Here is a 14,690-nt window from a genome sequence, read left to right as displayed (position 1 = left end):
GTTATCGGTTTTATACGACCCACACGCAGCCCGAGTGGGATCTTGGTCGCAGTAATAATATGCCATTCGGATTATGTTGCCTGCTCGTGGGCAATTCCCTCGAGCAACGCCTAAAAATTTCTTAATTTGGGTTGCTGTTATCTTTTCGAGACGCTACTGTTACATCTCGTTGGTAACAAGAAGGTCACAATCTCGTAACTAACTCGGTGGGGACGTAACACTCAGATTGCGCAGATTGTGAAAAAGACGAAAGAAGACCTAATGCGAAGCAAAGTTCAGCGTGGCGCCGGTCGCCATCGCAAGATTGTCACCTCGCAGACCGCGAAGGGCCGCATCGCCGTAATGACGGTTGCGGCAGGTGCCGTATCCACCGCCGGCGTAGGTGGCGCAGCCGCTGCAAACATCCAGTCTGATGACGCGGCCACTACCAAGACGCAGTCCGTTGACTTCGAGCTCGCTTCTGATTCCACCCAGGTTGAGGACGCTGCTGAGGCCCCCGTTGATACCACTCCGCAGATCCTCAATGTAGCTGAAGCAAAGCCGGTTGCAGATCTATCCGATCAGCTCAACAAGGCCATCCAGGCTTCCGAGGAGCGCGCCGCCGCTGACGAAGCCGCTCGCGCACCGTCCGTAGCCCGCCCAGCCGAGGGTGCATTCACATCCCCATTCGCTATGCGCTGGGGCACCTTCCACAAGGGCGTCGACATCGCCAACTCTCCCGGCACCCCCATCCTTGCCGTCATGGATGGTACGGTCATCGACTCCGGTCCAGCTTCCGGCTTTGGCCAGTGGATCCGCATCATGCACGACGACGGCACCATGACCGTTTATGGTCACATGCAGACCCTTGACGTGGCCGTTGGCGAGCACGTGCATGCCGGCCAGAAGATCGCCGGCATGGGCTCGATGGGCTTTTCCACCGGCTCCCACCTCCACTTCGAAGTTCACCCGAACGGTGGCGAGGCAATCGATCCGCAGCCTTGGCTGGCTGAGCGAGGCATCGACCTCTAAGGCTCCCACCCAAACACCTTCTTGTTAAGCGCCGCAGTGGCTTTCCTGCGGCGCTTTTTCATGTCCACAATTGCCCCTAAAGACACCAGCGCCGGCTCCCGACCACCGCGGCTGCAGCCAACCTTCCCCAAGACGACTCAAGTGCGTCGCAGCCTTCCCATTGCGCCTCCAACAAATGGCAAGCCCCGTCGAGACAAGCGCTCCACCACCGGACCTAGACACAAATTGCGCCGCACAGGCAAGTCCAGCGCTCAGCCTTGTCGCAGGTAAATACACATTTTCCGCTAATCACTGGGTTTGAACGCAACACGCCATTTCCAGAGCGGCATACCCACCCCCAAAGTCTACCCCCAGTCCCTAAACCAACACTTCACACACGCCACTCTAGTCACATTCGTAACACGCGCAACAAGCTGGCATGTTCGAATAATTTCGAATTTTTTCCGCCGCTACCAGCGTTTTTTAAGATTGCGCGGGCCGTTCAGGCGGGCTAACTTTTAACTCGTTGCCACGAGCGATTTCGAACGCAAGCATTTCAGCTTTCGGCGTGTCGCGGTTGGCAGTTGCAAGACGCCGCCCTCACTAGGGCGCAAGCGTCCCGAGACCATGCAAGCCATGAAAAGGACTTAAGATATGAAGCGCATGAACCGCGCACGCAAGAACGTGGCGCTGAGCATCGTTACGCTCGGTACCGTACTTGCTACCGGCACCACCGCTTTTGCTGCAGAGCCAGTGGCTAGCGTGGACGTATCGGACGGCTCTTCCGAGCCCACCGCTACGAACGTAGATGACGCCGGTGTGGTCGACGCCCTCGTGGGCTTGGCCACCACTACCGTAGGCGTTCTCAACGGCGAGGCTACCCCGCAGGTAGATGGAAACGAATCCGGCGGAGTAAATATCGTCTTGGATCCGGGTTCTGTACCGGGATTGAAAGAAGCATTCGCTCCCCAGGGAAATCACTCTGGACTCACCACGAAGCGCGGCAAGGACTCCGCGGGCAATACAGTGGTCTTTCCTACCTCCGGCACCCTTACCTCCGGCTTCGGCCAGCGCTGGGGCACCATGCACAACGGCATCGACGTAGCAAACTCCGTGGGCACCCCGATTGTGGCGGTCATGGACGGCACCGTCATCAACTCCGGGCCAGCACAGGGCTTTGGCAACTGGATCCGCATCCAGCACGATGACGGCACCATCTCCGTCTACGGCCACATGTCTGCAGACCAGCTCAAGGTAAATGTGGGCGACCACGTGACCGCAGGCCAAGAAATCGCCGGCATTGGCAACGACGGACACTCCACCGGCCCACACCTCCACTTTGAGATTCACCCAGGTGGAGGAGCACCCGTTGACCCAGTCTCCTGGTTCAACGAGCGCGGCATTACGGTCTAGAGCTTTTCCATCGGCACCCCGCCGATGAGCATCAGCCGGACCTTACCGGAAGAACCAAAGTCCACGGTGACCGTGGCACGCTTACCGGAGCCGGACGTCTCGATGACGGTACCGAGCCCGTACTTAGCATGATTGACACGGTCCCCCACGGCAAGGTTGAGGTTATTGTTCTTAGGCATTGAGGTTGCCGCCGGCTTGCTAGTGCGTTGCGATGGGGAAGACGCAGCGCGCTGGCTACCGCGGGATCCACCTCTGCCCCACCCAGACCAGTCGCGGCCGTAGGAACGACCATATTGGTAATCGTCCTCGCCCCACGCACCGGTTAAGGAACTATCGGAGTCTTCGCGCTGCCAGTTGATGAGGTCTGCAGGGACCTCGCCGAGGAAGCGGCTGGCAGGATTAGTCACCGGGTTACCCCAAGCCGAGCGCAAGATGGCACGGGTGAGATACAACTGTTCACGGGCACGAGTAATGCCCACATAGGCTAAGCGGCGCTCCTCGCTCAACTCCTTCGGGTCACCGAGTGAGCGCATATGCGGGAATTGGCCATCCTCCCAGCCGGTCAAAAAGACCACGGGGAACTCGAGGCCCTTTGCGGTGTGTAGAGTCATCATAGTGACCACGCCGGTCTCAGAATCCGGAATTTGGTCAGCATCAGCCACCAGCGACACCTTTTCCAAAAAGGCCTGCAGCGAGCCCGGCGCGGCCTCACCCTCCTCCACTAACTCGGAAGGATCCACTGCATCTGCACCAGATGCTGCCAACTGGTTCGCGGCCTCTGAGGTAAATTCGCGTGCCACCGACACCAGCTCGTTTAAGTTGTCGAGGCGAGCGCCATCTTGCGGGTCGTTGGAGTTTTCCAATTCCGCCTTGTATCCCGTGGCATCCAAAATGGCGGTGAGCAGCTCACCCAAATCCGGCTGGCCAGTAACCTCATCGCGCATGGACGGGATCTGATTGCGGATGCCCTCCATCATCTCGTTGAATTTGGTGACCGCGTTAATGGCCCGGGTGGCTAGGCCAGGAACTTCGCCACGAGGGACATCGGCAAGCGCCTTGCCAAAGCTAAGGCCGTGGTTTTCTGCATGGAGGGCAATGTGCCCTTGTGCTTTATCCCCAATGGCGCGCTTGGGCACATTGATAATGCGGCGCAGGCTCACTGTATCGTCCAGGTTATCCAGGATGCGCAGGTAGGCCACCATATCGCGGATTTCGCGCCGCTCATAAAAGCGCGTTCCACCGACCACCTTGTAGGGAATTCCGGAGCGGATGAAGATATCTTCCAGCGCACGGGAGGCGTTATTGGTGCGGTACATGACCGCGATATCGGAATAGCTGCGCCCCTTATCCGCCAAGGAATCAATCTCGGAGGCGATGAACCGTGCCTCATCGTGCTCATTATCGGCAACGTAGCCCACGATCTGCTCGCCCTCACCATGGGCGGTCCACAGGTTCTTCTCGCGTCGGTTCTCATTTTTGGCAATAACGGCGTTGGCCGCATTGAGAATGGTCTGGGTGGAGCGATAGTTCTGCTCCAGCAAGATGGTATGTGCTTGCGGGTAGTCGCGCTCGAATTCCTGGATATTGCGGATGGTCGCACCACGGAAGGCATAAATGGACTGATCGGAATCGCCCACCACACACAGCTCGGGCGCGTCAGGGCCGAGCTCTCCCCTGCCCACGAGCGCAGCAACCAGCGCATACTGGGCGTGGTTGGTGTCCTGGTACTCGTCGATAAGCACGTGCTTGAAGCGCCGCCGATAAAACTCCACCACCTGCTGGTGCTGGGTGAAGATCCGCACCACCTCACCGATGAGGTCATCAAAGTCCACCGCATTGGCTGCGCGCAAGCGACGCTGATATTCGGCATAGACCTGGGCCACGGTGGTCTCAAACGGGTTCTTAGTCTGCTGCGCCTTCTCCAGCGCAGATTCAGGACCGATGAGTTCGTTTTTGTGGTTAGAAATCTGATTGGCCAGCACGCGCGGGGTGTATTTTTTCAGATCTAGCTGCATGTCCTTGGCAATCATGGACAAAAGCCGGCGCGCGTCATCGCCATCGTAGATGGTGAAGTTGGTATTAAGGCCTGGCACAAGCTGCGCGTTTTGGCGCAGGATGCGCACACAGATGGAGTGGAAGGTAGATACCCACATGCGCTCGGCCACAGGGCCCACTAGCCCGCCCACGCGCTCCTTCATTTCCGCGGCGGCCTTATTGGTAAAGGTAATGGCGAGGATCTCCCATGGATTCACCCCACGGTGGCGCATGAGATAAGCAATACGCCGGGTAAGCACGGCGGTTTTGCCGGAACCGGCGCCGGCCACAATGAGCAGCGGGCTTCCAGAGTGGGTTACGGCCTCAAGCTGCTGTGGGTTAAGGCCCTCGGTCAAAGCATCAGAGGATTCGGGGTGCGGGCTCGCCCCGCGCGGTGCGCCGAAGCCACCGAAGGGGCTGGGGGCGGGTGCACCGCCGGTAGACGGGGAAGGACTAAAAGGAGAGTTTTCGTTCATAATGCCTACCAACCTACTAGCCCCATCGGACACGCCCCGTATCCGCCGTGCGAGCTGCTATTTCCTTTTGCACGAGCGGGTGGCACAATATGGTTTTATGACCGCAGAAGATAAAAAGGACATCGTCAATAATGGCTTGGATATCCGCACGCCTTCAGGCACGGATGATCCCCTTTCTGATGCGGAGATCCAACAATATCGCGAAGAAATCAACCGCATGGACCGCATCATCCTGGATGCTGCCAAGCGCCGCACGGAAGTCTCCCAGGCCATCGGCCGCACCCGCATGAGCTCCGGCGGCACCCGCCTGGTCCACACCCGCGAGATTGCAATTTTGAATCAGTTCCGCGATGAACTCGGCGAGGAAGGCCCCACTATTGCCTCGGCGCTGCTGCGCATGGGCCGCGGGCGGTTGGGCTAGCCGAATAATTACTGGCCAGCCGATACTATGCAGTATCCTGGCTAAGCATGAATGCAGTTCTCATCGCCGTCATAGTCATGCTCGTGCTCGCCCTTTTGCGCGTGCACGTGGTGGTGGCTCTCTTCTTGGGTGCCATCGTCGGCGGGCTCATGTCCGGCATGGGACTCGATGCCACCATGGTTGCCTTCCAAGATGGCTTGGGCGGCGGCGCCAAGATTGCGCTGAGCTATGCCCTCTTGGGCGCTTTTGCGATGGGCGTGGCCTCAGCCGGGCTGCCGCAAATCCTGGCGAACTTCCTCATTCGCAAGCTCGGCGGCAGCGGCGAAGCGGATCCCAAGGCGGCCCTAGCCACAAAGTGGATGCTCATCCTCGGCCTCATCGCCATGTCCGTGATGAGCCAAAACCTCATCCCGGTTCACATTGCTTTCATTCCACTTATCGTTCCGCCGCTGCTTAAGGTGATGAATAAGCTGCGCCTAGACCGCCGGCTCATTACCACCTGCCTGACCTTTGGCCTTATTACCACCTACATGTTCATCCCGGTGGGCTTTGGCTCCATCTACTTAAATGACATCCTGTTATTTAATATCCAGCAGGCAGGGTTGGATACCTCGGATATCACTATCATGCAGGTTATGGGTGTGCCGGCGCTCGGCATGCTCGCAGGCCTGCTCATCGCTATTTTCTTTAGCTACCGCAAGCCGCGTGACTATAAGGACCTACCCATCGCCGATGCGGAGCACCAAGAGACCCCTTCTACCTATAAGGTCTGGGTTTCCGTCGTGGCCATCATTGCCACCTTTGCCGTGCAAATTGTCATGCAGGCGCTCGACTTCGAGTCCGATGGCCTCATGGTCGGCGCGCTGACCGGCCTGGGTATTTTGCTGCTTACCGGCGCGGTGGATTGGAAGCATGCCGATGACGTTTTCACCAATGGCATGAAGATGATGGCGCTCATCGGCTTCATCATGATCACCGCCCAGGGGTTCGCCTCGGTCATGACGGCCACCAATGAGGTCGGCCCACTGGTGGATGCCACCGCTAACCTCTTTGGCACCAATAAGGTCCTTTCCGCCGGTGCCATGCTGGTGGTGGGCTTGGTAGTCACCATGGGCATCGGCTCGTCTTTTTCCACCTTGCCCATCATTTCCGTTATCTACGTGCCGCTGTGCATGTCGCTAGGCTTTAGCCCCGCGGCCACCGTTGCTCTCATTGGCACTGCAGGCGCGCTTGGCGACGCCGGCTCTCCCGCCTCCGATTCCACCCTCGGCCCCACTGCTGGCTTGGGCGCGGATGGCCAGCACGACCACATCCGCGACTCGGTCATACCCACCTTTATCCACTTCAATATTCCGCTGCTCATCGCCGGCTGGGCAGGCGCACTCATCCTCTAGAAGGGCCCGACGCGGTTGCCCTTTCTGGACTACGGTGGGAGAGGTAAATGTTGCCAATGCGCTAGTTGCCAGAAAGGCCAACCATCATGGATATCACCGCATCTGCCCAGTGGAGCGAGCTCGCGAAGGCATATGAGGACAAAAAGGACCTCAACCTCCGCGAGCTTTTTGCCGCCGATGCAGACCGCGCCCGCAACTTCACCTTCGACGCCGCCGGATTGCACGTTGATCTGTCGAAGAATCTGATCGACGGGGACGTCATCAAGCAGCTGGTGGAAGTAGCCAAGGCCGCCGACCTGGAGGCCCGCCGCGATGCCATGTTCGCCGGCGAGCACATCAATAACACTGAGGACCGCGCCGTGCTGCATACCGCGCTGCGCATCCCGGTCGAAGATGACTTAAGCGTAGATGGCCAAGACGTCGCCGCCGATGTCCACGAGGTCTTAGGCCGCATGCGTGACTTCGCCACCGCGCTGCGCTCCGGCTCTTGGCTGGGGCACACCGGCCACACCATCAAAAAGGTGGTCAATATCGGCATCGGCGGCTCCGACCTCGGCCCGGCCATGGCAGCCAAGGCACTGCGCTCCTACGAGGTCGCCGGCATCTCCGCAGAGTTCGTTTCCAACGTGGACCCGGCCGATATGGCCGCCACCCTCGATGGCCTGGATGCAGAATCCACCCTATTTATCATCGCCTCCAAGACCTTCACCACCCAGGAGACGCTGACCAACGCGCACGCCGCGCGCCGCTGGCTCATCGAACAATTCGATGGCGATGAATCCGCCGTGGCCAAGCACTTTGTCGCTGTGTCTACCAATGCGGAAAAGGTAGCCGAGTTCGGCATCGATACCGAGAACATGTTCCCGTTCTGGAATTGGGTTGGCGGTCGCTACTCCGTGGATTGCGCCATTGGCCTGTCCCTTATGTGCACCATTGGACCGATGGACTTCATGCGCTTCCTCGAGGGCTTCCACGCCATGGACGAGCACTTCCGCACCGCACCGCTGGAAGAAAACGTCCCCGCGCTCATGGGCCTCCTTGGCGTCTGGTACACCAACTTCTTCGGCGCCCAGACTCACGCCGTGCTGCCCTATTCGCAGGACCTCGGCCGCTTCCCGGCCTACCTGCAACAGCTGACCATGGAATCTAATGGCAAGTCCGTGCGCCGCGACGGCACCGCGGTCACCGTCCCGTCCACCGGCGAAATCTACTGGGGCGAGCCAGGCACCAATGGCCAACACGCCTTCTTCCAGCTCATGCACCAAGGCACCCGCCTCATCCCGGCGGACTTTATTGGGTTTGCCCGCCCGAAGCAGGACTTCCCCACCGCCGATGGCTCCGGCTCCATGCATGATCTGCTCATGGGCAATTTCTTTGCCCAGACCAAGGTACTAGCCTTTGGCAAGACCGCAGAAGAAATCGCCGCCGAAGGCGTTGACGCAGACGTCGTGCCGCACAAGGTCATGCCAGGCAACCGTCCGACCACCACCATCCTGGCCGAGGAACTCACCCCGCAAACCCTCGGCGCGCTCATCGCACTCTACGAGCACATCGTGTTCACCCAGGGCGTTATCTGGGATATCAACTCCTTCGACCAGTGGGGCGTGGAGCTGGGCAAGCAGCAGGCTAATGACCTGGCACCGGCAGTCTCCGGCAAGGAAGAAGCCGCATCCGGCGACCAATCCACCGACGAGCTCATCGGTTGGTACCGCTCCAACCGCTAAACGCCCACTTTTAGCCGCGTTAACCCGCTTTCGAACCTTCCGCGGGCGGATAGCGCGGCTGCTTTATGGTCTTTCTCCCCAAGGCGTTATAAAACAAGCACGTTCTGCCCATAATCAGCACGAAATTGGGCAGAACGTGCTTGTTTTGTCTGCGGTCCGGCGCTTAAAGTTTGACCATCGGCTCCCAGCCGAAGGGAATCTCTTCCGAGTTCACAATTCGGCGGCCAAACGGGAAGCAGGTAACCGGGATCATCTTCAGGTTGGCCAGCGCGGCCGGAATGCCCACGATGGTCACTACCTGTGCCGCCGCGGTGGTTACGTGACCAATGGCCAGCCACAGGCCGGCGACGACGAACCAGACGACATTGGAGAAGGTGGACATGGAGCCACTACCCTTGACTGGCTGCACTACCGAGCGGCCAAATGGCCACAGGGCGAAATTAGCCATGCGGAACGACGCCACGCCCGCTGGGATAGTAACGATGAAGATGCAGGCAATGATGCCAAAGAGGAAATAGGCAAGGGCTAGGAGGAACCCGCCGGTGATAAACCAAACGATGTTAAGAAAGGTACGCATGTCCCCCACACTAGCGCGGGAATCTTATTTCGCGGGGTGAAGCGGCTGGCAATGAGGGCACCACCAGATGATGCGCTCGAGTTCGCCTTCATCGCCGCCGGCATCCACACCGCCGAGCGCGCCCTTGGTAATGAAGGTGCCGCAGCGGCGGCAGCGCTTGCGATTGCGCCCGAAGACATAGGTCGTCTCCCCGGCGCGGCGCACGCCGGTGGTCACGCGTACCGGGGAGGTGCGATTAGCCCACATGATGCGCCGAGAGATGTCGAGGATGCGGGCGGTATCCACCTCGGCCACCGGTGTGGCCGGGTGCACCCCCGCTAGGAAACAGGCCTCGGCGCGGTATTCATTGCCGATGCCGGCGACGACCTTTTGGTCGAGCAGCGCCGCGCCGATGGCGCGTTGGGGACGGCTATTTAGCCGCCGCAGGGCTTCCTCGCGGTCCCAGTCAGGGTCGAGAATATCCGGTCCGAGGTGCGCGATGCGTTGGTGGTACTGGTCGGCGGGATAGATATCCACGAGGCCTAGCTGGTGACCAACGACCTCAATATCGCGCGGGGCGTTGGCTAGCTGCAGGACGATGCGCGCGGTATGTCCGGGCTTGCGCCAGCGGTCGCCTGCGTAATGGATGGCCCAGGTACCTTCCATCTTGAGGTGAGTGTGCACGATGGTCTGGTCGAATTGCATGAAGAGGTGCTTGCCATAGGGCCAGACGCGCTCGCATACCATGCCATCTAGATGCACGGTGGCGTAGCGCGGCACGCGCACGGAACAGCCAGTGACCTCGCGTCCGGCCATGAACTGCAGGCGGTTGGATAGCTGCAGGACGGAATCGCCTTCGGGCATAACACCTCCAGTGGATCTTTAGCGACGGTACCCGCCGCGCGGGCGGAAGCCACCATTATTGCGCGGTGCAGGCGGTGAGTCATCAAAGCTGAGTTCTTCGATGGCCTCGCTGGCGCGGCGTCCTGCACGTGGGGTGCGCGGAGCAGCGGCGCTCGCGGAGATGCGCACTCCCTTGGGAGTAATCCCGGCGCCAGCTTCGCGCAGGTGGGCGGCGGTATCCGTCTTATGAATGGGGCTGCCATTGCACTTTTCGATAACCAACGGGGACAGCACTCCCCTTGCCACCATATCCGTGAGCGCGCCTACCAGGCGGGGATATACCTCCGCCGGGTCGATGCCTCCCGGCAGCGATTCCAGGAAGGTGGTGAGGGTTTTCCCGCCGCGGGTGAGGTGGGCGATGGGTAGGCCGTCGATAAGCACTACCAAAGCGCCGGCCGAACGGGTGGGCCCGCCGGTGGCTTTGCCGTCGGCATCGTCGCGCTGCGGCCACGGCAGGGCCGCACCGTAGGGATTGGCCGGGTCGCAGGCGGCGAGGACAAAGGTTTCGGGCTCGGTGGTTCCAGACGGCCAGCCGGTAACATCCGGGGAATCGGCCAGGCCGCGCAGGCGGTCGATGATGGCGGGGGTAGAAAATTGGGCGGCGCCCAGCCCATCGATGACATAGCCGCGCATGGCCTTGCCGGATTCTTCGAAGCCGGAGAGCACCTTATAGGCCAGCGCAAAGCCACCGAGCACGTCTTCGGCCACGACGGAGCCGCGGGTGAGCACGCCGTAGCGGTCGAGCCAAGCCTCGCCGTGTGCCACAGACCGCGAGGTGGCATCGGTAGCGGCAGACACAGCCAGCGACCACCTGCCCATCACATCGGGCGGGGTCTGCGCGGCCGCGGCGTTCTGAGCTTGGGCGAAGGAGGTACGCCCCATGCGCAGGCGAGAGCGGGTGGGCCGCCGCTTCGAACGGTGCGCGGTGCGGCCTGAGCGCGAACCGCCGGAAGACAACCGGGTACGCAACGGCGCGAAGGAATCGGGGCTTACCAAGCCCATCTCCACCAAACCCCAGAGGGCCTCGCGGGTCTCCTCGGTAGTGCCGGGGACCTCGGCAGCGATATCGGCAAAGAGGAAGCCGCCGCCGCGGCCCAGAACATCGAGGATGGCGCGTTGCAGCATGCTCACGCCCTCGGCATCGGTTTCTGGGGCTAGCTGGGCCGCGTAATCCGAGGGCAGCAGCATGATCCAGGGGTCTGCCGCGCCGGCCTTGCCGGCGCCGAGGATGAGCACCTCGCCATTAGAAGTGAGCTCATCGAGCATGGTGGGCGAATAATCTCCCACCCGCGCGGGCAGGATGAGCGATTCCCACGCGGAGGCCGGCAGGCGCACCCCGGCTAGCTGCTCGATGACGGAAAAGACGCCATCGGCCCCGCGCAGGGCCGGGCGCTTTCCGGCCGGTGCGATGCTATGCCACTCCGGCAAAAAGCGGGCAAAAGTGGCACCCGAAACCGGCTCGGTAGCGGCACGCGCAGCGGCGAGCGAACGCGAGCGGATGGTCTTGAGCACCGCTGCGGCGCAGTATTCCTGCTCATCGACGCCCTGGCGGTAGCGGCCTTCTACTACCCCATCAAGCGCGCCGAGGACGGTATGCGCGGCAGAGACGGAAATGCCGAAAGCCGCGGTGAGATCGCGCAACACGAAGGGCCCGCGAGTACGCGCCCAGCGCGAGACCAGCTGCGGCAAGGCATCAGAAATGGTGGCCACTTGGGCGGGGATGCCGGGAGGAATGGGGATGCCGAGGGCGTCGCGAAGCAGGGGTGCATCCGGGGCCTGGGCTAGGTGCTCGCGCCCGCCAATGCGCACGCGCATAATCCGCGTGCCCAGCTGGTCCAGGGCGGAAAGCGGCACGTCGGTGTGCTCGCCCAGCTCGTCTACGGGAATCGGCCCGAGCACGCGCAGCAGATCCGCTACTTCCTCGGTGGTGCGGGCCCGGCGCGAGGGGTCGGTGCGTTGGAGCTGTGCGTGGACCTCGGCGATAATCTCTGGATCGAGCAGCTCGCGCAGCTCCACCGTGCCGAGCAATTTGGCCAAAAGCGCAGGGTCAAGGGCCAGGGCGGCCGCGCGCTTTTCTGCTAACGGGGAATCGCCCTCGTACATGAACGCGCCGGTGTAGTTAAACAGCAGCGAAGAGGCAAATGGCGAGGGCTGTTCGGTGGTGACCTCCGCAATGCGAATGCGGCGGTGGCCTAGCTCCCGCATGACCTCCGTAAGCGCGGGAACATCGTAGACGTCCTGGACGCACTCGCGCACCGTCTCCAAGATGATGGGAAAAGACGGGTACTTGCGGGCAACGTCCAAAAGCTGTTCGGCGCGCTGGCGTTGCTGCCACAACGGCGCGCGCTTGCCTGGGTTGCGCCGAGGCAAGAGCAGCGCACGCGCCGCACACTCGCGGAAACGGGAGGCAAAGAGCGCGGAGTTGCCCACTTGCTCGGCCACGATATCGGCGATCTCATCGGCGTCGAAGGCGAAGATGGCCCCATCGGGCTCGGATTCTGCTTCCGGCAGGCGCAGCACGATGCCATCATCACCGGCCACGGCCTGCGGATCCATGCCGGTGCGCTCGCCTACCCGGGCGCCTACCGCTAGCGCCCATGCGGAGTTGACCGGCCGGCCAAACGGGGTATGCAGCACCACGCGCCAATCGCCCAACTCATCGCGGAAGCGCTCGAGCACCAAAGTCTTTTCATCCGGGATGACACCAGAGGCCTCGTTCTGCTCTTGCAGGTAGGCCACGATATTGGAGCGCGCATTATCATCGGCATCCGCGATGATCTCCGGCGAGGAAAAGACCTCGCGGCGATACTCCCCCAAGGCCTTGCCCAGCTCATAGGGGCGGCCCGCGCCATCGCCATTCCAAAACGGCAGGCGCCCGGTATGCCCCGGCGCGGGCGTGACCAATACCTGGTCACGCGTGATGTCTTCGATGCGCCAACTGGTAGCGCCCAAGGTAAATACATCACCTACCCGGGACTCATAAACCATCTCCTCGTCCAGCTCGCCTACTCGGCGCGGAGCGCCACCGGAGCCCTCACCCGAGCCGGTATAGAGGAATACGCCAAACATGCCCCTATCCGGAATCGTGCCGCCGCTGGTCACGGCTACCCGCTGGGCACCAGGCCGTGCGGTCATCACTCCCGCCACTCGGTCATAGACCACGCGAGGCTTAAGTTCGGCAAAGTCCGTGGACGGATAGACGCCGCTTACCAGGTCCAGAACGGAGTCATAGACTTCCCGCGCCAGATCGCGGTAGGGCCAAGCGCGGCGGACCATCTCGTACCACTCATCGGCATCGAGCCCGTCCTCGCCGGCCGCGGCCACCGCCGCCACCGTCTGCTGTGCCAGCACGTCCAGCGGGTTGCGCGGGGTATGCAGTTCTTCAATGAGCCCAGCGCGCATGCGCGATACCGTGAGCGTGGACTGCACCAAATCCGCGCGGTGCTTGGGATAGAAGGACCCGTGCGAGACCGCGCCCACAAAGTGGCCGGCGCGGCCCACGCGCTGCAGGCCGGAGGCCACGGAGGGCGGCGATTCCACCTGCACGACTAGCTCCACTGCACCCATGTCGATGCCCAGCTCCAACGAGCTTGTGGCCACCACGGCCTTGAGCGTTCCTTCTTTCAGCATGGTTTCAGTCATCGCGCGCTCATCCTTAGACACCGAGCCATGGTGGGCGCGGGCGATAACCGCCGGGGCCTTGCCGGCGACGTCGACCTGCTTCATCAGCTGGGCAGGGTCACGGCGGGTTTCGGGCGACAGCGAATCCGGATCATACTCTTGCGCATAGAGCTCATTGAGCCGGCTGGTCAGCCGCTCGGCCGTGCGCCGAGAGTTGACAAATACCAGCGTGGAGCGATGCGCCATGATTTCCGCATAGAGGTCATCCTCAATAAACGGCCAGATGGACTTCGCTGTGGGCAGCGCGGACTCATCCACGGAAGGAGAGCTGATGCCAATGGCATCATCCACCGTCATCTCCCCGATGGTGGAGCCTTGCTCCGGTGGGGGGAGATCGGACATATCCTCTACCGGCACATGCACGTCCAGCTGCCACTTCTTCTCCGCGGCCGGCGCGACAATTTCTACTGGGCGGTTGCCGCCTAAGAAATTCGATACCGCAGACAGCGGACGCACGGTGGCGGAAAGTCCAATGCGCTGGAAGTCCCCTGCCACCTGCTGTAGGCGCTCCAAGGTCAGCGCCAGGTGCACGCCGCGCTTGGTGCCAGCCAGGGCATGAATCTCATCGATAATGACGGTATCCACCGTCTTTAAAATCCCCGCTGCCTTAGAGGTAAGCATCAAATAGGCTGACTCCGGGGTGGTAATCAAGATATCCGGCGGCTTGCGCACCTGCCGCGCACGCTCCGCGGAGGGCGTATCGCCCGAGCGCACGCCCACCGAAATATCCGGGACATCCAGGCCTAGGTTCTCCGCGGTGCGCGCGATACCTGTCAGCGGGGCGCGCAGGTTATTTTCCACGTCCACACCCAGCGCCTTAAGCGGGGAAATATACAGCACCTTCACTCCAGCGGCGGATCCCGATGCACCAGAGCCCACCGGCAGCGCCAGCTGGCCTTCGCGCTCAACCAAATTATTCAGCGCCCACAAGAACGCAGCGAGCGTCTTACCGGAACCGGTAGGGGCCACTACAAGGGCGTGCTCACCGCGGGAAATCTTCTCCCAGGCCTGCGCCTGCACGGCGGTGGGGGCGGCAAATACATCCCGAAACCACTGCGCTACTTGGGGCCGGAAGCGGTCGAGGATGTTTTCTGGCAT

The 14,690-nt window shown here is 61.5% G+C and carries 9 protein-coding genes; 5 read left to right on the top strand and 4 right to left on the bottom strand.

The annotated features are described in order from the left end of the window. Positions 1-261: 261 nt before the first annotated feature. Positions 262-1,011 (top strand): M23 family metallopeptidase, encoded by a 750-nt coding sequence (locus ACLI1M_RS03670; protein ID WP_023021985.1) that lies wholly within the window; start codon positions 262-264, stop codon positions 1,009-1,011. A 633-nt stretch (positions 1,012-1,644) separates the two neighbouring features. Next, positions 1,645-2,403, top strand: coding sequence for a M23 family metallopeptidase (locus ACLI1M_RS03665; protein WP_248099128.1), 759 nt, complete (start codon positions 1,645-1,647; stop codon positions 2,401-2,403). Here ACLI1M_RS03665 and pcrA read toward each other — a convergent pair. Further along, positions 2,400-4,913, bottom strand: a complete 2,514-nt coding sequence (gene pcrA, locus ACLI1M_RS03660; RefSeq protein WP_411706660.1) for a DNA helicase PcrA — start codon at positions 4,911-4,913, stop codon at positions 2,400-2,402. The genes ACLI1M_RS03665 and pcrA overlap by 4 nt on opposite strands. 97 nt (positions 4,914-5,010) lie before the next feature. Between pcrA and ACLI1M_RS03655 the strand changes: the two genes are divergently transcribed. The 3 genes from ACLI1M_RS03655 (at position 5,011) to pgi (ending at position 8,452) form a co-directional block, all read left to right on the top strand. Then, complete coding sequence (locus ACLI1M_RS03655) at positions 5,011-5,334, top strand: chorismate mutase (RefSeq protein WP_086588683.1); 324 nt, start codon at positions 5,011-5,013, stop codon at positions 5,332-5,334. A 47-nt stretch (positions 5,335-5,381) separates the two neighbouring features. Next, positions 5,382-6,728, top strand: a complete 1,347-nt coding sequence (locus ACLI1M_RS03650) for a Na+/H+ antiporter family protein (protein WP_248099132.1) — start codon at positions 5,382-5,384, stop codon at positions 6,726-6,728. Positions 6,729-6,814: 86 nt separating this feature from the next. Continuing rightward, positions 6,815-8,452 (top strand): glucose-6-phosphate isomerase, encoded by a 1,638-nt coding sequence (pgi, locus tag ACLI1M_RS03645; RefSeq protein WP_248099134.1) that lies wholly within the window; start codon positions 6,815-6,817, stop codon positions 8,450-8,452. A 163-nt stretch (positions 8,453-8,615) separates the two neighbouring features. Here the strand turns inward: pgi and ACLI1M_RS03640 are convergent, their stop codons facing one another. From ACLI1M_RS03640 to ACLI1M_RS03630, 3 genes are read right to left on the bottom strand one after another with little or no spacing between them, the layout of a single operon-like run. After that, complete coding sequence (locus tag ACLI1M_RS03640) at positions 8,616-9,029, bottom strand: YccF domain-containing protein (protein WP_023021991.1); 414 nt, start codon at positions 9,027-9,029, stop codon at positions 8,616-8,618. Between the two features lie 24 nt (positions 9,030-9,053). Further along, positions 9,054-9,872: a DNA-formamidopyrimidine glycosylase family protein gene (locus tag ACLI1M_RS03635; protein WP_248099135.1), complete on the bottom strand. Its 819-nt coding sequence runs from the start codon at positions 9,870-9,872 to the stop codon at positions 9,054-9,056. A gap of 18 nt (positions 9,873-9,890) precedes the next feature. Next, entirely contained in the window at positions 9,891-14,690 is a 4,800-nt protein-coding gene (locus ACLI1M_RS03630) for an ATP-dependent helicase (protein ID WP_248099137.1), read from the bottom strand.

The sequence above is a fragment of the Corynebacterium sp. LaCa54 genome, assembly GCF_046717495.1.
Classification (GTDB): Bacteria; Actinomycetota; Actinomycetes; order Mycobacteriales; family Mycobacteriaceae; genus Corynebacterium; species Corynebacterium kefirresidentii.
The sequence above is the reverse complement of the archived record's forward strand: the minus strand, read 5'-3'. Positions and strand labels throughout refer to the sequence as shown.